The 18081-nt window shown below is 73.2% G+C and carries 18 protein-coding genes and 1 pseudogene; 12 read left to right on the plus strand and 7 right to left on the minus strand.

Translation table 11 applies throughout. The annotated features are described in order from the left end of the window. From ABZ342_RS47190 to ABZ342_RS47200, 3 genes and pseudogenes are all read left to right on the plus strand, one after another. A pseudogene (locus tag ABZ342_RS47190) lies at nt 1–806 on the plus strand (cytochrome b); the annotation flags it as partial. Then, the gene (locus tag ABZ342_RS47195) at nt 803–1186 is read left to right on the plus strand and encodes a hypothetical protein (protein WP_360488149.1); all 384 of its coding nucleotides are present in this window, start codon (nt 803–805) and stop codon (nt 1184–1186) included. The pseudogene ABZ342_RS47190 and the gene ABZ342_RS47195, both read left to right, overlap by 4 nt. Beyond that, complete coding sequence (locus ABZ342_RS47200) at nt 1183–1482, plus strand: DUF3099 domain-containing protein (RefSeq protein WP_360488152.1); 300 nt, start codon at nt 1183–1185, stop codon at nt 1480–1482. The genes ABZ342_RS47195 and ABZ342_RS47200 overlap by 4 nt, the downstream gene beginning before the upstream one ends. Here ABZ342_RS47200 and ABZ342_RS47205 read toward each other — a convergent pair. After that, a complete protein-coding gene (locus tag ABZ342_RS47205; RefSeq protein ID WP_155542759.1) occupies nt 1447–2298 on the minus strand; it encodes a MerR family transcriptional regulator in 852 nt (283 codons plus the stop codon). The two genes, ABZ342_RS47200 and ABZ342_RS47205, sit on opposite strands and share 36 nt — an antisense overlap. Before the next feature lie 134 nt (nt 2299–2432). On the opposite strand from ABZ342_RS47205, the gene ABZ342_RS47210 reads away from it, so the two are divergent. Then, entirely contained in the window at nt 2433–2846 is a 414-nt protein-coding gene (locus tag ABZ342_RS47210; RefSeq protein WP_360488156.1) for an ATP-binding protein, read from the plus strand. Nucleotides 2847–2923: 77 nt separating this feature from the next. Here the strand turns inward: ABZ342_RS47210 and ABZ342_RS47215 are convergent, their stop codons facing one another. The 3 genes from ABZ342_RS47215 to ABZ342_RS47225 all read right to left on the minus strand — a co-directional run bounded on the left by ABZ342_RS47215 (nt 2924) and on the right by ABZ342_RS47225 (nt 6647). Beyond that, a complete protein-coding gene (locus tag ABZ342_RS47215) occupies nt 2924–3901 on the minus strand; it encodes a trypsin-like serine protease (RefSeq protein ID WP_360488159.1) in 978 nt (325 codons plus the stop codon). 306 nt (nt 3902–4207) lie between these two features. Further along, the gene (locus tag ABZ342_RS47220; RefSeq protein ID WP_360488162.1) at nt 4208–5071 is read right to left on the minus strand and encodes an oxygenase MpaB family protein; all 864 of its coding nucleotides are present in this window, start codon (nt 5069–5071) and stop codon (nt 4208–4210) included. Between the two features lie 205 nt (nt 5072–5276). Then, nucleotides 5277–6647, minus strand: coding sequence for a glycosyltransferase (locus ABZ342_RS47225; RefSeq protein WP_360488165.1), 1371 nt, complete (start codon nt 6645–6647; stop codon nt 5277–5279). Nucleotides 6648–6704: 57 nt separating this feature from the next. On the opposite strand from ABZ342_RS47225, the gene ABZ342_RS47230 reads away from it, so the two are divergent. From ABZ342_RS47230 to ABZ342_RS47240, 3 genes are all read left to right on the plus strand, one after another. Further along, the gene (locus ABZ342_RS47230; protein WP_360488168.1) at nt 6705–8801 is read left to right on the plus strand and encodes a glycosyltransferase family 4 protein; all 2097 of its coding nucleotides are present in this window, start codon (nt 6705–6707) and stop codon (nt 8799–8801) included. A 295-nt stretch (nt 8802–9096) separates the two neighbouring features. Further along, complete coding sequence (locus ABZ342_RS47235; RefSeq protein WP_360488171.1) at nt 9097–10461, plus strand: DUF2867 domain-containing protein; 1365 nt, start codon at nt 9097–9099, stop codon at nt 10459–10461. 83 nt (nt 10462–10544) lie between these two features. Then, on the plus strand, nt 10545–11435 hold the full coding sequence (locus ABZ342_RS47240) for a fumarylacetoacetate hydrolase family protein (RefSeq protein WP_360488174.1): 891 nt from the start codon (nt 10545–10547) through the stop codon (nt 11433–11435). 294 nt (nt 11436–11729) lie between these two features. Here ABZ342_RS47240 and ABZ342_RS47245 read toward each other — a convergent pair whose 3' ends face one another. Continuing rightward, the gene (locus ABZ342_RS47245; RefSeq protein WP_360488177.1) at nt 11730–11963 is read right to left on the minus strand and encodes a cytochrome P450; all 234 of its coding nucleotides are present in this window, start codon (nt 11961–11963) and stop codon (nt 11730–11732) included. Nucleotides 11964–12009: 46 nt separating this feature from the next. Beyond that, nucleotides 12010–12684, minus strand: coding sequence for a TetR/AcrR family transcriptional regulator (locus tag ABZ342_RS47250; protein WP_360488180.1), 675 nt, complete (start codon nt 12682–12684; stop codon nt 12010–12012). Between the two features lie 59 nt (nt 12685–12743). On the opposite strand from ABZ342_RS47250, the gene ABZ342_RS47255 reads away from it, so the two are divergent. The 5 genes from ABZ342_RS47255 to ABZ342_RS47275 are packed head-to-tail and all read left to right on the plus strand — an operon-like array spanning nt 12744 to nt 17764. Then, nucleotides 12744–13532, plus strand: coding sequence for an alpha/beta hydrolase (locus tag ABZ342_RS47255; protein ID WP_360488183.1), 789 nt, complete (start codon nt 12744–12746; stop codon nt 13530–13532). Next, entirely contained in the window at nt 13529–14425 is an 897-nt protein-coding gene (locus tag ABZ342_RS47260; RefSeq protein WP_360488186.1) for an alpha/beta fold hydrolase, read from the plus strand. Before ABZ342_RS47255 ends, ABZ342_RS47260 begins: the two co-directional genes overlap by 4 nt. After that, on the plus strand, nt 14422–15936 hold the full coding sequence (locus ABZ342_RS47265; protein WP_360488189.1) for an FAD-dependent oxidoreductase: 1515 nt from the start codon (nt 14422–14424) through the stop codon (nt 15934–15936). Before ABZ342_RS47260 ends, ABZ342_RS47265 begins: the two co-directional genes overlap by 4 nt. Continuing rightward, nucleotides 15933–17210 carry an amidohydrolase family protein gene (locus ABZ342_RS47270; RefSeq protein WP_360488192.1) on the plus strand — a complete coding sequence of 426 codons (1278 nt, stop codon included), beginning with the start codon at nt 15933–15935 and terminating at the stop codon, nt 17208–17210. The genes ABZ342_RS47265 and ABZ342_RS47270 overlap by 4 nt, the downstream gene beginning before the upstream one ends. Next, a complete protein-coding gene (locus ABZ342_RS47275) occupies nt 17210–17764 on the plus strand; it encodes a TetR family transcriptional regulator (RefSeq protein WP_360488195.1) in 555 nt (184 codons plus the stop codon). The genes ABZ342_RS47270 and ABZ342_RS47275 overlap by 1 nt, the downstream gene beginning before the upstream one ends. 102 nt (nt 17765–17866) lie before the next feature. On the opposite strand, the gene ABZ342_RS47280 is transcribed toward ABZ342_RS47275, so the two are convergent. Further along, nucleotides 17867–18081 (minus strand): M15 family metallopeptidase (locus ABZ342_RS47280; protein ID WP_360488198.1); only part of this gene is annotated, 215 nt, incomplete at its 5' end.

Genomic DNA, 18081 nt, shown 5'->3' on the forward strand with positions numbered 1-18081 from the left:
CCAACGTCGTCGGGGTGCGGATCATGCCGTACTTCGCGTTGAAGGGCGGGGCGTTCTTCACCCTGGTCGTCGGGGTGCTGGCGTTGATGTCGGGGCTGTTCCAGATCAACCCGGTGTGGAACTTCGGGCCCTACAACCCTTCCCAGGTGTCCGCCGGGTCCCAGCCGGACTGGTACATGGGGTGGGCCGACGGGCTGCTCCGGATCTGGCCGCCGTGGGAGGTCTACCTCGGCGACCACACCGTGCCGCCCGTCTTCTTCGCCGGCGCCATCGGCATCGGGGTGCTCGTGACGCTGCTGCTGAGTTATCCCTTCATAGAACGGAAACTCTCGGGCGACACGGCGCACCACAACCTGCTCCAGCGTCCGCGCGACGCACCGGTCCGCACCTCCATCGGCGCGATGGCGATGGCGTTCTTCCTCGTGCTCACGTTGTCGAGCTTCAACGACATCTTCGCCGTCCAGTTCGACCTGTCGTTGAACGCGACGACGTGGGCCGGGCGGATCGGGTTGCTCGTCGCACCGCCGTTGGCGTACTTCATCACCTACCGGGTCTGCCTGGGCCTGCAACGAGCCGACCGCGAGGTGCTGGACCACGGCGTCGAGACGGGCATCATCAAGCGGCTGCCGCACGGCGAGTTCGTCGAGATCCACCAGCCGCTCGCCGCGACCCCGCTCGACTACCAGGGCGCGCCGGTGCCGAAGAAGATGAACCAGCTGGGCTCCGCCGGCCAGGCCGTCCCGGGGTCGCTGCTGACCCCGGACCCGGCCGAGGAAACCCGGGCGCTGAGCCGGGAGCGACGATGACCGTCCTCGCGCCCCGCGACGCCGTCCCCACCCGCCTCGCGGCCGGGTGCGCGGCGGGAGCGGCGCTCTTGTCCGTGTTCGCCACGGCGACCGGTTTCCGGTGGCTGCCCCTGGAGTCGCCCGCCGTGGCCGCGGTGCTGGCGCTGACCGTCCACGGCGCACTGATCCTGACCATTGTGGACAGTCACGACCGGCGGCTGCGCGGCACGGCGATCACCGTCGGCTCGGCGCTCGCCTGCTTCCTGCTCGCCGGCTCGCTCTGGTCCGCGACCCTGCGGTTCCCCGGGCATCCGGGGCTGGTTCTCCTCCAGGTACTGGAGAACACGGCCGGTCCGCTGGCCGTCCTCGCCGTCCACACCACCCCCAGGAGCACCTCGTGAGCCCGCCGGTCCTCATCACCTCGGCCGCGCCGTCGGCCGACGAACAACTCGCCCGGCGGCGGCGTAAGTACGTCGTGATGATGGCCTGCCGGATCCCGTGCCTGGTCCTCGCCGGGCTCACCGCGCACATCTGGTGGCTGGCCCTGGTGTTCCTGGCGATCTCCGTCCCCCTGCCCTGGGCCGCCGTGCTCATCGCCAACGACGTCCCGCCGCGCCGCCACGACCGCGTCCACCGGTACCGGCGAGCGGGGCTCCCGCCGTCAGCCGCCGAACCCGGCCAGGGCCGCGGTGAATGACGGCGGCACGAGGTCGCCCACGGTCGGCAGCCCCCGCCAGCCGGGGCCGGCCGGACGCACCGGCACGCCGTCGCCGTGCAAGGTGCGCAGGATCCGCACGTCCGCGGACTGCGACGTCATCGACCACACGACCACGGCGCTCGGCACGAACCGGGTGGCGACCACGCGCAGGACGTCGAGCGACACCAGGCCGTTCAGGAAGATCGCCGGTGCCCCGTCGTCGTTGAGCGCGGCGCTGAGCATCTTGACCGGCAGCTCGTGGCGTTCGGCCGGACCGCACACGAAGACGACGGGCCCCGAGCCCGCCCGCGACGGTGCGGGCGGCCGGTACCGGTCCAGGGCCCCGGACGCCGCCGTCGCCAGCGCCCACTCCGCGGCCATGGCGTTGCGGTCGCCGCGCTGCGCCCAGCGTTCCCCGATGGCGCGCAGCACCGGCGCGATGACGTCGGTCCACGTCTTCGCCACGCCCAGGGTGGCGAGCGCGTCTTCGACCAGGCTGCCCATGGTGGCCAGGTCGAGCTGCTCCGCCGTCTCGGCGAGCCGTTGCCGTCGCTGCCCGGCGGTCGCTCCGGCGGCCGACCGCTCCAGCACCAGCCGGGCGGCGTCGCCCGCGCTGGTCCCCTGGGCCTGCAGGGCCCGCATCCGGCGCAGCCGCTCGACGTCCTCGGGCGTGTACCGCCGCCGGCCGTTCGCTTCCCGCTCCGCGGCGCCGATCCCGTACCGCTGCTCCCAGGTCCGCAGCGTCACCTGCGACACCCCGAGCGTCCGCGCGACCTCGCTCGAGCTGAAGGACCGCGTCCCGGCGGTGTTGCTCATCCGGCCTCCTCCGTGGACGCGTATTGAATCACGAAGTGAGGGCCGATCGGGGTCATCGGCGCCGGTCAGGCGGCGATTCTTCGCCGGTTGGATCGAGAGTGCATCGAACGGTCCCGAGGGAACGAGGTGCGGCAATGGACACTGACCGCCTGTGCACGCGGGTCGCCGAGGTCGCCGAAGGCGTCTACGACCTCCGGCTCCGGCCGGACCCGCCGGTGGTCCGGCGCTGGCTCGCGGGCCGGCTCACGTTCGGAACGGCCCCCGCGGCCGCGCTGGGGTACACCGTGCTCGTCGCCGACGAGCTGGTCACCAACGCCTACGACCACACCGGCGTCCCGCTGCGGCTGCGGTACAGCCGCCACCGCACCGGGTTGCTGCTCGAAGTCACCGACGCCGCACCCGGCAAGGCGCAGACCCTGGCGGCCATCCGCGACGGAGCCCGCGGTGCCGGCACCGGCTTGGCGGTGGTCGCGAGCCTGACGCTCGACTGGGGCGTCCACCACGACGCCGCGGAGAAGACGGTCTGGGCCCTGATGCCCACGAAGTGAACCGGGCTCCGGAACCGGCGGCGCGCCCGCCGGAAGTGGTTCCGGCGGGCGCTGGTCGGACGCTTGCTCCGGCCGTCCTAGAACCCGGCCGCCTGGGCGGCGTTGAGCACCGGGACCCACGTGTTCGACGCGGTACGCGCGTAGAACGAGTTGGTGGACCGGTCACTGCCGGAGGTGACGCCGAGCAGCTGGTTGCTGCCGTTGATCACCGGGCCACCGCTCCAGCCGCCGAACGCGACGCAGTTGTTCGTGAACAAGTAGGTGTCGCCGTTGAAACCGCCGGCGTTCCGGCCGTTGCCGAGGCAGCGCAGCTGGTTCTGGCCGCCGTACAGCTCCTGCGGGTACCCGTGGGTGTCGAAGCCGTTGATCGTGCCGGAGTTGTTCGACACCCAGCCGAGGCCGCCGACCACGTTGGTGATCTTCGAGGCACCCTGGGCGGCGATCGCCACGGTCGCGACGTCGTCTTCGTGGGTGACACCGTCATTGCCGTGGTTGAAGTACGTCGTCGGGATCCAGAACGTCGCCGCGCTCCACGTGCCCAGCGGGCGGCTGTTGTTGTCGTAGGACGGGATGAAGATGAAGTTCTGGCTCCACACCGACTGGCCGGCCCCGCCCTGGAACACGCAGTGCGCCGCGGTGGCGACCACGCTCTTCCCGGTGGAGTTGATCACCGAGCCGGAGCACACGTAGGTCAGGCCGTCCCGCGGGTTGAAGAAGAAGACCTTCCCGGTCACCCGCGTGTTGAAGTCCGACGTGTAGGGCCGCGCGGCCTGCGCGTTGCCGAACTGGTCACCGCCGGGCGTCAGCACCGGCGAAGCGACCTGAGGCGCCGCGGCGGCCTTCGGCGCGTCCTGGGCGACCGGCCGGGCACTCCGCAGCCGCTCCGGCGTCCAGAACTTCTCGAGCTGCCCCTGAGTGAACTGGCCGACCTGCGGAGACTGCACGACACCGTCCGGCGATGCCGCGGACGCGACCGGTGCGGAGACCAGCGCGGCGCCGGCCACCAAACCGGCCGACACCAGCAGGGTCTTCAACCGCGAAGCACGAATTCTCATGGTTCCTCCCTCGAACAGGAATTGCACGAAACCGGCGCGTGGCAACCACGGCGCCGAGCGTGCGAAACATCGGATGACGGCCGATCTCCCCGTGATCGGCGAATCAGGCAACCCCTCGAAGGCAGCGGAAACCGCTGCCGTGACACAGTGTCGGCATTCTCGAAGGTGCTGTCAACAGACAATGGGAGCAACACTTGGTACGCTGATCGAAATACATCAATTCCAAATCGGAATCATTGCGACCGTGCAGTATTTTCCGTTGGACGCGTTCGCCATTAGCGCGTTTTCGCGCCGCATGGCGAAAAATCACCCGGGTGCGGTCATCACCCAGCGAGCCGCCTTGACGACGCTCAGACCGGCGACGCGGACGAGGGTGGACTCGGCCACCGGCAGGTGCGGCAGCCGCAGTTCCGGCCGCGCCCAGCCGGGCAGCATCGCGGCCGCCGACGCCGCCAACGCCGCGTAAGGAGGCTTCGCCGCCCACGGAACCGGCGGGGTGACCAGCAGGAAGCGAGCCGCCAGCCGGGCGTCGCGAGTGCCGTGGAGCTCCGGCCGGTACGTCGCGAGCGCTTCTTCGAGTGCGGCCACGGTGACCGGCGGGCCGGGCACGCCGAGCTTGCGGGCGACGACCGCGGTCTCGGCGACGTACCGATCGCACCCCGCGTCGTCCAGCGGGTGGGCGCCGTACCGCTGGTGGGCGCGCAGGAAGCTGTCGACCTCGGCGATGTGCACCCAGGTGAGCAGGTGCGGGTCGTCGGCGCGGTACGGCCGCCCGTCCGGGGCGACCCCGCGGACCCGGCGGTGCACCGCGCGCACGGTCGAAACCGCCCGCTCGGCGTCGTCGGCCACGCCGAAGGTCGTCGTCGCGAGGAACGTGCTGGTGCGCTGCAATCGGCCCCAGGGATCACCCCGGTAGCCGGAGTGCGCGGCCACCGCAGCCATCGCCAGCGGGTGCAACGACTGCAGCAGCAATGCGCGCAGGCCACCGACGAACATCGCCGTGTCGCCGTGCACGCGGTGGATCGCGCTGTCCGGGAGGAACCACCGCGGACCGGGCGTTTCGTGGATGCGCGCCCGGTTCCGAGGCCCCTCGGGGCCCGCGACCCGCGCGAAGAGGGCGTCGCGAGCCCGCTCCCGGATGACGGCCACCACGGACGGCGTCACGGCCATCGGCTTCCTCCGCTCCTCGGACACTTTCGATTCAACTGCGATGCAATCAGTCGACTTCTTGTCACATGTGCTCAGGGCGCCCCCTTCGGCACGAGAGCCACTCTACCTGCATATTTGCGGCAAGGTGCGCTGTTCTCGGCCGCGCCGGCCGGTGGAGGTGGGCGACTTCGGTGCCGTCTTGTGCGGCACCGAAGACTCCGCGGCTTTAGATTCGCATCGTGTCTGCATCGGTGATCGGAGGTCGTCGCATGGCCGACAACAATCCGCGCGCGGCGTGGCGTGGCCCCCGGCCGGCCACGAGCCGATGCCCGGCTTCCCGTGCCTCATGAGCCTCCGCCACGGCGTGACCCGCGGCCCGGGCCACCGCGCCGGGAGTGACGCGCCGGGGGTCCAGCACCCGGCCGGCCGGGATGCGCTCGAGGTCGTGGGCCACCGCGAACTGGTCGCTGGAGAACGGCAGGGCCACCGCGGGCACCCCCGCGGCCAGGCACTCGGTGAAGGAGTTGTTGCCACCGTGGTGCACCACCGCGGCCACGCGCGGCAGCAACGCCCGCTGCGGCACCTGGTCGGCGACGTCGACCCACCGCTCTCCGGCGAACGCCGCCCGAAGACCGGCCGCGCGATCGCCCGCGGCCACCAGCACCGACACCTCGGGCAGTTCGAGCAGTCCCCGGACCACGGTGCCCAGGACGTCGTCCCGGGCGGACAGGAAGGTCCCGAACGACACGAGGACGAGCCGTCGCCGGCCATCGGAGGTCAGCTCGCCGACCCGCTCGTCCCAGCCGCCGGGCAGGACCGCCGTCCCGACGTCGCTGCAGTGCCCGGCGAAGATCCGGGCGGGCCCGGCCGGAAGGTCCGGCAGCCAGGGCAGTTCCGGGTAGTTGAACAGCACCGCTTCCGGCGAGGTCAGCCCGAAGGCGCTCCGCGGCACCTGCCGGTCCGGAGCGCGTCCGGCGAGGAAATCCGCGAACAGCCCGGTGAACGTCCGGTCGTTCGCCTCGGCTTCGCTGCGCAAGCGGTCCAGTTCGCCGTCGGCGGGCCGGATCGAGCGCGGCCAGTACGGTGGCAGCCCGAAGAAGCGGCCGGCGCCTTCGAGGACGTAGCTGGGATGGCCCGGGCAGAAGGCCGCCCAGCGGCGGCCGAGGGCGTACACCGCCAGGGTGACGGCGTAGGCGAGCTGGTCGACCAGGTACCAGTCCGGCCGCAGCCGCTCGTCGAGGGAACGGACCGAGGCGAACACGCTGTCGGGGTCGGGCAGCATGTCGGCCCGCCGGTGCCGGGCCTGGGCCAGCAGGGCGGGCACCGCGCCGGCGCGGGTGGCTTCGAGGAACTCGGCCAGCCGCCGCTCCCCGTCGGCCTCCTGGCGGGTGCGTTCGGCGATACCCGTGTTCGCGTTGTCACCGAACGCCAGCTCCGCGAACGGCAGTCCCAGCTCGGCGGCCAAGCCCGCGAACGCCGGTGCACAAGCGAAAGTCACCTCCGCGCCTTCGGCCGCGAGCGCCGCCCCCACCGTCGCGAGTGGACGCGCGTGTGACGCGAACGGCGGGCTCACCACCACGATCCGCGATGCCGTCATCCCCGGCCACCTCCCTCTCCCCCGCCGACCCTACGGCCCGACCCCCGGAGCAGCGCAGTGATCAGTCAGGACACCCGGACCACCGCCGTCGCCGACCCGGTGACGGTCCTCCGGACGTTGACCCCCGGAGCCGGCCCGGACCGGGCCGACGCGGTCCGCCGGGCCCTCCACCCCGGCTTCGCCGGACCCGCGCTGGTCGAGTACGCCGGCGCCGTCCCGGACGGGACCGATCCCGACGGTGCGGTGGCCGCGCTGCGCGCCCTCACCCGCCGAACCGGCACGCCCGGCCCCGGCGAGGTCCTCGCGGCGGTCCCGGAAACCGGGGACGCCGCGCTCGACGACCTGGCCGGATCGGTCGCCCTCGACCTCTTCGCCGACGCGGTCGCCGCGCACGGCAAGGCGGCCGCGGCCGCGGCGATCGGCACCGCGTTCGCCGTCACGCCCCCTCGGCGTGGCGCGCTCCTGCTGGACCTGGCGGAACGGCACGGCCTGCACTGCGTGCCGGTGAGCGCCGCGGCCGACGCCGGCCCGGGTGATCGCCGGTACCGGCACGCCCTGTGGCGCTACCTGTCCCAGCTCGACGAAGCGCCGGCGGCGACCGAAATCCTGGCCGCCGCCCACATCCGCGCCGCGGATCCCTACGAACGCGCCCTGTCCGCGGTGTGCCTGGCCCGGCAGTCGGGACAGGGCTTCGAAAGTCCCTTGTGGACGGTCCCGGCGGCGGACCGGCGTGGGCTGACGGTGGCGCAGTCGATGCTGCTGGGCTCCTTCGACCAGCCCGGCGCCGGCGCCAGCGGCGGCCTCACGGTCCTGGCGCGGCACCTCGGCACCGCCTTGCCGCGCCACGCCGGCATCGCGCGGGTCGTGACGCTGACCTTGGCCGGACGGGACCTGCTCCGCGACCGGGACACGCTGGCGGAAGCGGGCGACGACGGGCACCTGGTGCTGCGGCTGCCCGTCGACTCCCCCGGCCCGCCACCGCAGGCCGAGCTCGCCCGGCACCGCCCGGCCATCGGGTTCCTGGCCCGGCACCTGCTGTGGCTCGCGGACCGCACCCCGGACGTCGTCCACGTGCGCTACTCCGACGACGGATCCGCCGCCGTCGCGGACGCGGCCCGGGCGATGGGCGCGCGGACCGTGTTCACCCTCACCGCCGACCCGCACCGCTCGCTGGCCGAGCGGCACCGGGCCGGCCGGCCGGGAGACCGGCAGGCCGCCCGCTTCGACCTGCACCGGATGTACACCGCCGACCGGCTGGTGGCGGCCGCCGACACCCTGCTCGGACTGCCCGGCCGACCGGACGGGGAGCTCACCGCGTACTTCCCCCGGCTGCGCGAGCGCCCGGAGCCGGAGTCCGTGGCCGAGGGCATCCCGGTGGTCTCGCCCGTGGCCGCCGCCGAGGTCCGCCAGGAGCAGCTGATCGACTCGTTGTTCGCCGCCGGTTCCGGGTTGCCCCGGCTCGTTCCCGAGGCCCGCGGCCTGCCGGTCGTGCTGTCCGTGGGCCGGCTGCACCCGGTCAAGCAGCAGGACCTGCTCGTCGAAGCCTGGCTGAGCCGGGGTCTGTACCGGCACACCGCGCTCGTGCTCGTCGGCGGCGACACCACCGACCCGAACGACGACGAAGCACGGATCCTCGGCCGCATCCGGGAACTGGCGAGCCGGTACCCGGCCGCGGCCGGCCGCCTCGCCGTACTGGCCGCCGTGAGCAACGAAGACGTCCGTTCGCTGGAGCACGGCCTGAGCCGCCGGCTGCCCGCGCCGACCCCGCACCTCTACGTCTGCCCCAGCCGCAAGGAAGAGTTCGGCATCGCGGTGCTGGAGGCCATGGACGCGGGCCTGCTGGTCCTCGGCCCCCGCCGCGGCGGGCTCGGCCACTACATCGACCACGGCCGCAACGGCCTGCTCGCCGACACATCGAGCCTCGCCGCCTTCGGAGACGCGCTGACGGCGTTCGTCCGCGGCGCGGCCGACGACCCGGCCCGGGCCCGGGCGGTCGCGGCCGCCGGTCGAGACACCGTCGCGCGGCGGTTCGGCATCCACGAGGTCGCCGGCCGCTTCGCCGCCGTCTACCAGCGCACCGCCGGCACCACCGCACGACCGGCGACCGCGAACCTGCTCGAAGGCCCCCCGTCGCCGAATCCGGGTCCGCGATGACCGCCCCAGCGCGGCGCACAGCGCTGGGCGCGACCGGATTGCTCGGCTGCGCACTCAACTCCGGCCTCGCCGCCGAACAGCGCACCACCGACACCACAGGCGACCGCGAACCTGCTCGAAGGCCCCCCGTCGCCGAACGCGGATCCACGATGACCGCCTCAGCGCGGTGCACCGTCCCGGGAGTGACCGGATTCGTCGGCCACACACACGCCGCCGCCGAACAGCGCACCGCCGCACGACCGGCGACCGCCAACCTGCTCGAAGAACCCCCGCCCCCACCGAACGCGGATCCACGATGACCACCCCCATGCGCTGCACCGTGCTCGGAGCAACCGGATTCGTCGGCCGCGCGCTGATCTCCGACCTCCTCGCCGCCGGGCACTCCGTCCGTGCTCTGTCCCGCTCCGCCGAGCACCGCCTTCCCGAGCACGTCGAGGTGACGCTCGGGGACGCCGCGGATCCGCGGGCCCTCGAGACCGCGGTCGCCGGCGCGGACGTGGTCTTCCACCTCGTCCACTCGCTGGCGCGGGCCGACTTCGCCGAGCAGGACCGCGTCATCGCCGGACGGCTCGGGGCCGCGGCCGCCGCGGGCGGGGTCCGGCAGATCGTCTACCTCGGCGGGCCGCGGCCGGTGACGGCGACGTCGCCGCACCTGGCGTCGCGGTCCGAAGTGGCCGACATCCTGCTCGGCGGGGCCGTCCCGGCGCTCGCGGTGCAGGCGTCGATGATCCTCGGCCGCGGATCGGCCGGGGTCGAGCTCCTGGCCCGGACCGCCCGGCTGCCGATCCGGCCGCGGCCGCGGTGGACCGCCCGGCGGAGCCGCCCCGTCGCGCTCGCCGACGTCCGCCACTACCTGCGGGCCGCCGTCGATCTCGCGCCGCTGCGGGGGCGGCTCGACGTGAGCGGCCCGGAGACGATCAGCTACCACGACCTCGTGCACCGGTGCGCCCGCGTCCTGCGCCGGCCCACCGCCGTCACGCTGCCTTCGCCGTTGTGGTCGCACGAGATCGCCGCCCGGATCGCCGGCCTGGCCTCGCCCGTTCCGGCCGCCGTCGCGGCCGGGCTGTTCGCGTCGCTCGACCACGACCTGCTCCCGGCCGACGTCCCGGCGGAGACCGTCCTGCCCCCGCCGCCCGCCGGGCCGACCAGTCTCGACAACGCCCTGCGCGCGGCCCTCGGCGCGCCGGTGCCGGCCGCCCCGGCGGGACGGTCGTACGAAGAGGTCGACACCGCATCTTCCGCGGCCACCCCCGAGCAGCTGTGGCGGGCGATCACCGGGTTGGGCGGCGACGGCGGCCGGTTCCCGCCCGGGCCCGCGTGGGCCCTGCGCGGCCTGCTCGACCAGGCGCTGGGCGGCGCGGGGCTCTACCGCGGACGGCCGGACCGACCGGGCCCCGGCGACGTCATCGACTTCTGGACCGTCCGGAGCCGGGACGACTCGCGCCGCGAACTCGTGCTGACCGCCGACATGCGCCTGCCCGGCGACGCCGAGCTGACCTTGCGCGCGGAACCGGCCGGCTCCGGAAGCCGCCTGCGGCAGCGGGTGCGGTTCACCCCCACCGGCCGGTGGGGTGACGCCTACTGGCACCTCCAGAAGCCCGCACACGATCTCGTGTTCGGGTGGCTCGCCCGGTCGATCGCCCGTGCGGCCGAAGCCTGACTGCCTGAGCCGCGCCTGTCCGGCAGTCGTTGACCGCCGCGCTCCGCACTCCGTAAGTTCGGTACCGAACAAGGAGGTCCGGGATGAGCCACCTGGTGCGATTCGCCGACGGGACCGGCACCGTCCGGATCGGCCTGCTCGCCGACGACGGGCTGCGGCCGCTCGCGGTGGCGTCGATGAGTGACCTCCTACGCCGTCCCCTGGCGGAGATCCGCGAGCTGGCCGGCGCCGCCGGGGAGCCCGAGCCCACGGACGGCGTCCGCCTGCTGCCGCCGCTGGACGGGCGCATGGAGGTCTGGGCCGCCGGGGTGACCTACCGGCGTTCCGAGGAAGCCCGCCGCGAGGAGAGCGCCGACGAAGACGTCTACGCACGGGTGTACCGCGCGGAACGCCCGGAGCTGTTCTTCAAGTCGTCCGCGTGGCGCGTGGTCACCGACGACGAGCCGATCGCCGTCCGCGCCGATTCCGCCAACAACGTGCCGGAGCCGGAGCTCGGGCTGCTGCTGACCGGTACCGGGGAGATCGCCGGGTACGTGGTGGTCGACGACGTCAGCTCCCGCAGCATCGAAGGCGAGAACCCGTTGTACCTCCCGCAGGCCAAGATCTACACCGGGTCGTGCGCGGTGTCGGCGCGGGTGCGGCCGGCCTGGGAGGTGCCGGACCCGCTGGCGCTCGCCCTCCGCATGCGCATCCTGCGCGACGGTCGCGAGGTGTTCGCCGGCGAAGCCAGTACCGCGCAGCTGAACCGCGAACCGGCCGGACTGGTCGAGTACCTGTGGCGGGACAACGACTTCCCCGACGGCGCCGTGCTCTCGACGGGCACGTCCGTGGTGCCGGGACTCGACCAGGGACTGCGACCGGGAGACGTGGTCGAGATCGAGATCGGCGAGGTCGGATCGCTGCGCTCCCCCGTGGTGCTGGGCGCGGACGAGGTGCGCCGGGTGCTCGCCGCCCGGACCGATGGTCCGAATTAGACGCCGCATTGTTTCGAAGCGTTCGACAATCCATTCGACGATGGCCGCTGTCGAATATTCGACCAATTCCCCCTTGCGGGTTCCTTTTCCGGAAGATCATTGACCGCCGGGAAACAGGGTGCGATAGTCGTCGCCATTCCCCACCCTCGCCGCGATTCGAGGGCTCGGCCTTCGAAGCGGTGGACGAGTTCGGCGTCGTCGTCGAATTAGAAGATCGCGGGCGCTTGTTCGGTGCACAGGCCGTGGCCTTCGCAGCGGTCGCGGTCGACGGAGATCTGCACCGGGTGTCCCCTTTCAGGCCGGGACGAGGTCGAGCGGGAGCCGCCCGAGGCGGTGGATGATGTTGTTGCGCGCCCATTCCGGTGGCCCGGTGGGCTCGATCCGGTCGACACGGGCCACCGGGGCGTGCAGCATCGCCTGGGTTTCCAGGCGAGCGAGACCTTGTCCGGCGCAGCGGCGCGTACCGTGCCCGAAGCCGAGCCGGCGGGCGGCGTTCCGGCGGATGTCGGTGAGGTCCGAGCCTCGCACGATCGAGAAAGCAGGACCCGGGCCTCGCTCCTGACCGGGTCGCCCGTCAACGGGCGTGCAGCTGACGCAGGCCGTCGACGATCAGGTCCAGGCCGAAGGCGAACTCGTCCTCCAGGGGGACCGGCAACGAGTCCGCCGTCGCGTGGGTGGCCGGGAACTCCGCCGCCGGCACGGCGTGGAAGTGCGCCGACGCCCGCTCGCGCTCGCTGTCGTTCCCGGAGCCGGCGAGCTGGATCGCGAAGCCGAGGACGTACCGCGCGAGCGTCGCGTACGCGCGCGCGGCGAGGTCCGGCCGGAACCCGCCTTCCAGCAGGACGGCCAGGCAGCGTTCGCGCAGCACCATCGCGTTCGGCCCGGTAGGGGTCTGCTCGATCAGCAAGGGCGCGATCTTCCGGTGCCGGGCCAGCGTGTCGAACATCGCCTGGGCGACGGCTCGACAGGCCTGGTCCCAGCTCAGCTCCGCCAGTGACCGGCCGTCGAGATCGACCTCACCGAAGACGCGGTCGACGACGTGCGCGATCAGGGCCGCCCGGTTGCCGAAGTGCCGGTAGAGCGTGGCCGTGCCCGATTCGAGGCGCTGCGCGAGGCTCCGCATCGACAGGTTCTCGGCACCCTCCTCGTCGACGAGTTCCAGCGCCGCGGCGAGGATCCGGTCCAGCGGGACGGCGGGACGGCCACGGGACCGCCGGGCGGCCGGGGCAGGCGGAGACGAAGAGGTCACACCCATGAGTATGACGGCCGGTTGACACTCGCCGCAATAACGGCAACACTGTTGCCATTATGAAGAGCACTCAGTCAGTCACGGTCGACGGCCTGCGGATTCACTACGTCCGCGCAGGTCAGGGCCCTGCGGTGGTGCTGCTGCACGGCAGCGGGTCGTCCTTGGAGGGCTTCGAACGGGTGGCGGCGCCGCTGTCGGCGTCCCACGACGTCATCCGCCCGGACCTGCCCGGATTCGGGCGGACGGGACCCCGGCCCGACCGCGACTACCGCGTCCGGACCTACGCCGGGACGGTCGCGCGCTTCATGACCGCCCTGGGGCTGCCGCGCTTCGCCGTGGCCGGAAACTCGCTGGGCGGCAACATCGCGTGGAACCTCGCCCTCGACGCCCCGGACCGGGTGGACCGGCTGGTGCTGGTCAACGCCACCGGCTACCCGGCGAAGACCCTGCCCGCCGGGCTGCGGCTGGCCCGGAACCCGGTGCTGCGCCCCCTGCTGCGACGCTGGCTGCCGCGCGGCGCGACCGAACGCGGGCTGCGGGAGGCCGTCGGGGCGAACTCGGCGATCGTCGACGACGCCATGGTCGAGCGGGTGCACGCCCTGACGAGCCGCCCGGGCAACCGCTCGGCGTTCATCGATTTCGCCACCACCGACCAACCGGACCGCAGCGCCGAAATCCCGCGGATCGCGGTTCCCACGCTGGTTCTCCGGAGCGCCGACGTCGACGGGCAGCACTTCGCCCGCGACATCCCCGGCGCCCGGGAGCGCGTCCACGCCGACGGCGGGCACCTGCTCCCGGAAGAAGACCCGGACTGGGTGGCCGCGGCGATCACGGAGTTCCTGCGATGAAGTACTTCGTCGCGTCCGACGAGGACCGTCGGCTCGACGCCACCACGCGACGGGACCTGCGCGGCAGCTTCGTCTCGCTGTCCGACGGCGTGACGCACTACGAGCTGACCGGCCCCGAGAACGGTGAACTCGCCGTACTGGTCGGCGGCATCACGATCCCGCTGTCCTATTGGGACGGTCTCGTCGCCCGGCTGCACGCCCGCGGCCTGCGCACCCTGACCTGCAGCGCTTACGGCCGCGGCTACTCCGACCGCGTCCGGGGCCGCTACGACGAAGCGTTGTTCGTCCGGCAGCTGGCCGAGCTGACCACGGCGCTGGACCTCACGTCGCCGCGGCACGTCGTCGGCACGTCGATGGGCGCGCTGGTCGCGATGGCCTACACCGACCGGTACCCCGAAGCGGTCGCCACGCTCACCGTCGTCGGCCCGGCCGGACTGGGCCGACGTCCGCTGCCACAACGGTTGCTGCGCAACGACTTCGTCGCCGGATTCGTCGCCAGGCGCTTCGGCCGCAAGCTGCTGGAGGAGCACCTCGGGCACAACGTCCGCGACCCCGGGCTGTCCGCGGAGCTGGTCGCGATGGTGCGGGACGCCTACCGGCACGAAGGCTCCCTCCACGCGTTCTTCCAGACCCTGCAGGACTTTCCGCTCCACGAACGCCAGGAACTGTTCGAGCGGACAGGCAAGCTCGGCGTCCCGACCCTCCTGGTGTGGGGCGACGACGACCAGGTCACCCCCATCACCCACCTCGACACCGTCGCCGGGCTGCTGCGCCCGCGGCGGACCCACGTCATCGGCCACTGCGGCCACATGGCCCCCTTCGAACGGCCGGACGACGTCGGCGACCTGCTCGCGTCGTTCGCCGTCTCCCACCCGGATCGGCTCGAACCATGAACGAACCCCTCGACGTCCTGATCGCCGGGGCCGGCCCGACCGGCACCACCCTGGCGATCGACCTCCTCCGCCGCGGCCTGGCCGTCCGGATCATCGACCGGGCCCCGCACTCCTTCGACGGCTCCCGCGCCAAGGGCATCCAGCCGCGCACCCTGGAGGTCTTCGACGACCTCGGCGCGCTCGACGACGTCCTCGCCGGCAGCAGCGACTACCCCCGCCTGGGCATCCACCTGGGTCCGGTCACCGTTCCGTGGCGCATGTTCCGCAACCGCGAACGCAGCGCCGACATCCCGTACCCGAACACCCGGCTGATTCCCCAGTACCGCACCGACTCCGTGCTGCACGACCGGCTCGAGCAGCTGGGCGGGCGGGTCGAGTACGGCCGGGAACTCACCGGGTTCGACCAGGACGGCACGTCGGTCACCGCCACCGTGCTCGGCGACGACGGCCCCGGACGGATCACCGCCCGCTACCTCGTCGGCGCCGAGGGCGGGTCGAGTGCCGTCCGCAAGCACCTCGGCCTGGGCTTCCTCGGCGAGACCCACGACCAGGACCGGATGCTCATCGTCGACGCCGTCACCGACGGCCTGTCGCGCACCCGCTGGCACGTCTGGCCGGGCGTGAAAGGCCGGTTCGCCGGTGCCTGCCCGCTGCCGGACACCGACCTGTTCCAGTGGATGATCCGGCTGGCTCCCGACGAGGAGCAGCCCGAGGGCGAGGAAGCGATCACCCGGCGGATCCGGGCCCACACCCGGAACCGGCGCCTCGCCGTGCGCGACATCCGGTGGCGGTCGGTGTTCCGGCCCAACATCCGCCTGGCGGAGGCCTACCGCGGCGGGCGGGTCTTCCTCGCCGGCGACGCCGCGCACGTGCACACGCCGGCCGGCGCGCAGGGCCTCAACACCGGCATCCAGGACGCCTACAACCTCGGCTGGAAACTCGCCCAGGTCCTCGCCGGAGCCGACCCGCGGCTGCTCGACAGCTACGAAGCCGAACGCCTGCCGATCGCCGCGGGCGTGCTCGGCCTGTCCACCGCGAAGTACGAGGGCCTCGCGAAGCTCGACCCGTCGAGCCTGCGCCGCGGCAAGGACGAACAACAGCTGTCGCTGACGTATCGCGGCGGCCCGCTCGCGCCCGGCGACGGCGACCACACGACGACGCTGCGGATCGGCGACCGCGCCCCCGACGCCGGGCTGCTCGCCCCGGACGGCACGGCGGTGCGCCTGTTCGACATCTGCCGGGGTCCGCACTTCACCGTGGTCGCCTACGGCCCGGAAGCCGCCGCGGCGAGCAAGGAGCTCGACTGGCCGGCGGCCGGGGCACAGCTGCGCCGCGTCGCCGTCGACGCGCCCGCCGATCCCGGGCACGGCTTCCGCCGGGTCTACGGGATCGAAGGCGACACCCTGCTGCTCATCCGGCCGGACGGCTACCTCGGGCACATCGCCACCCGGGACTTCCTCGGATCGACCCGCGCCGCCACCCGGGCGATGACGCCGGCGGTGGCCGGATGAGCCGCACCCTGCTGCACGGCGCGCACGTCATCACCATGGCGCCGCACCGGCCCGACGCCGAAGCCGCCGACGTCCTCATCGACGGCGACAGCATCGCCGCGGTCGGCGACGGGCTCGACGCGACCGGCGCGGAGATCGTCGACGTCACCGGCCGGATCATCATGCCCGGTCTGGTGAACGCCCACCTGCACACGTGGCAGACCGCCCTGCGCGGCACCGGCGCCGACTGGACGCTGGCCGACTACCTCGGCCGGATGCACGGCGCCGTGGCCCGGCACTACCGCCCCGAGGACATGCGGATCGGGACGCTCGCCGGCGCGCTGAGCCAGCTGGACCGCGGCACCACCACCGTGGGCGACTGGTGCCACAACACCCCCACCCCGGAGCACACCGACGCCGCACTCGACGGCCTCCGTGCGTCAGGCGTCCGCGGGGTGTTCCTGCACGGCACCCCGTACTCCGCGGCCGACGCGGTGCACCCGGTCGGTGAGGTCGACCGGCTGCCCGCCGGCCCGCTGCTCGGCATCGGCATGGCGATCCGCGGCCCGCAACTGTCCACTCCGGACGCCGCGGTCGCCGACTTCCGCGCCGCCGCCGAGCGCGGGCTCGTGGTGTCGATGCACCAGAGCGGCGGTGCGCCCGGGCCCGCGTGGGCCGCGGTGCGGGCCGCCGGGCTGCTGGGTCCCGCCACCAACGTCGTGCACGGTGCCGGGCTCACCGGGCAGTGGCTCGAGATCCTGGTCGACGCGGGCGCGAGCATCACGTCCACGCCCGAAAACGAGCTCGGCCAAGGCCACGGCCGCCCCGTCACCGGGGACCTGCTCCGGCTCGGCGCCGCACCGTCGCTGGGCACCGACACCGACGCCGTCACACCGGCCGACGTGCTGTCCGCCGCACGGATCGCGCTGGCGCACCAGCGCGGCCGCGACCACGAGGACCACCGGCGGGACACCGGCTCGTTCGCCCTCACCGCGACCGTCACCGCCAAGCAGGCACTGGGCTGGGCGACGGTCGAAGGCGCTCGAGCGCTCGGTCTCGCCGACCGCGTCGGCCGGCTGGAAGCGGGGATGCGGGCCGACCTCGTCGTCCTCGACAGCTCCGGACCGAATCCGGTCGCGGCCGCGCTGTACGCGGCGGCCGGTGACGTCGAAGCGGTCATGATCGCCGGCCGGTGGCGCAAACGCGACCACGCTCTCCTCGACGTCGACCTCGGGACCGTCCGTGCGCAGCTCCGGGACTCCGCGGCCCACCTGCTCCCCCACGTCCCCGCCTGATGGGCCGGCGGGACGCACTCGCGAGCCGGACGCGGACGGACCTTCTGGCCGCGGCGAAACTCCTGTTCGCCGAACGCGGCTACCTCGACACCAAGATCACCGATATCGCCGCCGCGGCCGGGCGTGCCGTGGGCTCCTTCTACACCCACTTCACCGACAAGGAGCAGCTCCTCGCGGTGCTGCGCGGCGAACTCGGCGAACCGGCCGCGCGCGCGGCCGGCGACGACCCGATCGGCGAGTACGTCACGGCCTGCTGGACCGCGCTGCGCACCCACCGCCCGACCGCCATCGCCCTGCTGCAGTCCGCGATCGCCGCGGCCCCGGCCTCCGGCCGGTTCCGCACCGAGCTGACCAGCTGGACGACCCCGCTGCGGCGGCAGCTGGAGCACCGGCGTGACCGCGGCGAACCACTGCCCGGCGACCCCGAACTGGTGGCGGCCGCGGTGGGCGCCATGCTCGCCGGCCTCAACCACGCCCTGCCCACCGACGACGGCACGGTCGCCGACACCGTCACGAACCTCGTCCTCCACGGCCTGCGTGGTTCGGGACCGTGAGTTGCCGTGGTGTGCCCGCTCGGCGCTGCCCGAACGCGGCCGGCCCACGCGAAGTCCGGCCGCCCGGCCCGCGGCGTGGGTCTGCCGCGAGCCGGGCCGGTGTCAGGGCTTCTCGAAGTGCTGGTAATCGATCGGGGTGTCCCACGACCCACCCCAGGTCCAGCCCCGAGTGGTGAACGCCCGCTCCGCCACATCACCCGCGTGGATCATCCCCGGCAACGTCTGCGACCGATCGACATACGGCGCACCATTGGGCGGATACACCGCACCACTACCGGAGATGTACGGATTCTGCACCGTGTCCACATCGATCGCCC

This window comes from Amycolatopsis sp. NPDC005961, assembly GCF_040629235.1.
Lineage (GTDB): Bacteria > Actinomycetota > Actinomycetes > Mycobacteriales > Pseudonocardiaceae > Amycolatopsis > Amycolatopsis camponoti.

What these genes read in the sequence shown, in the direction of transcription:
- ABZ342_RS47195 (WP_360488149.1), top strand. Translation starts at nt 803, where the DNA reads ATGACCGTCCTCGCGCCCCGCGACGCCGTCCCCACCCGCCTCGCGGCC.
- ABZ342_RS47205 (WP_155542759.1), bottom strand. Translation starts at nt 2,298, where the DNA reads ATGAGCAACACCGCCGGGACGCGGTCCTTCAGCTCGAGCGAGGTCGCG.
- ABZ342_RS47210 (WP_360488156.1), top strand. Translation starts at nt 2,433, where the DNA reads ATGGACACTGACCGCCTGTGCACGCGGGTCGCCGAGGTCGCCGAAGGC.
- ABZ342_RS47215 (WP_360488159.1), bottom strand. Translation starts at nt 3,901, where the DNA reads ATGAGAATTCGTGCTTCGCGGTTGAAGACCCTGCTGGTGTCGGCCGGT.
- ABZ342_RS47220 (WP_360488162.1), bottom strand. Translation starts at nt 5,071, where the DNA reads ATGGCCGTGACGCCGTCCGTGGTGGCCGTCATCCGGGAGCGGGCTCGC.
- ABZ342_RS47225 (WP_360488165.1), bottom strand. Translation starts at nt 6,647, where the DNA reads ATGACGGCATCGCGGATCGTGGTGGTGAGCCCGCCGTTCGCGTCACAC.
- ABZ342_RS47235 (WP_360488171.1), top strand. Translation starts at nt 9,097, where the DNA reads ATGACCACCCCCATGCGCTGCACCGTGCTCGGAGCAACCGGATTCGTC.
- ABZ342_RS47240 (WP_360488174.1), top strand. Translation starts at nt 10,545, where the DNA reads ATGAGCCACCTGGTGCGATTCGCCGACGGGACCGGCACCGTCCGGATC.
- ABZ342_RS47255 (WP_360488183.1), top strand. Translation starts at nt 12,744, where the DNA reads ATGAAGAGCACTCAGTCAGTCACGGTCGACGGCCTGCGGATTCACTAC.
- ABZ342_RS47260 (WP_360488186.1), top strand. Translation starts at nt 13,529, where the DNA reads ATGAAGTACTTCGTCGCGTCCGACGAGGACCGTCGGCTCGACGCCACC.
- ABZ342_RS47265 (WP_360488189.1), top strand. Translation starts at nt 14,422, where the DNA reads ATGAACGAACCCCTCGACGTCCTGATCGCCGGGGCCGGCCCGACCGGC.
- ABZ342_RS47270 (WP_360488192.1), top strand. Translation starts at nt 15,933, where the DNA reads ATGAGCCGCACCCTGCTGCACGGCGCGCACGTCATCACCATGGCGCCG.
- ABZ342_RS47275 (WP_360488195.1), top strand. Translation starts at nt 17,210, where the DNA reads ATGGGCCGGCGGGACGCACTCGCGAGCCGGACGCGGACGGACCTTCTG.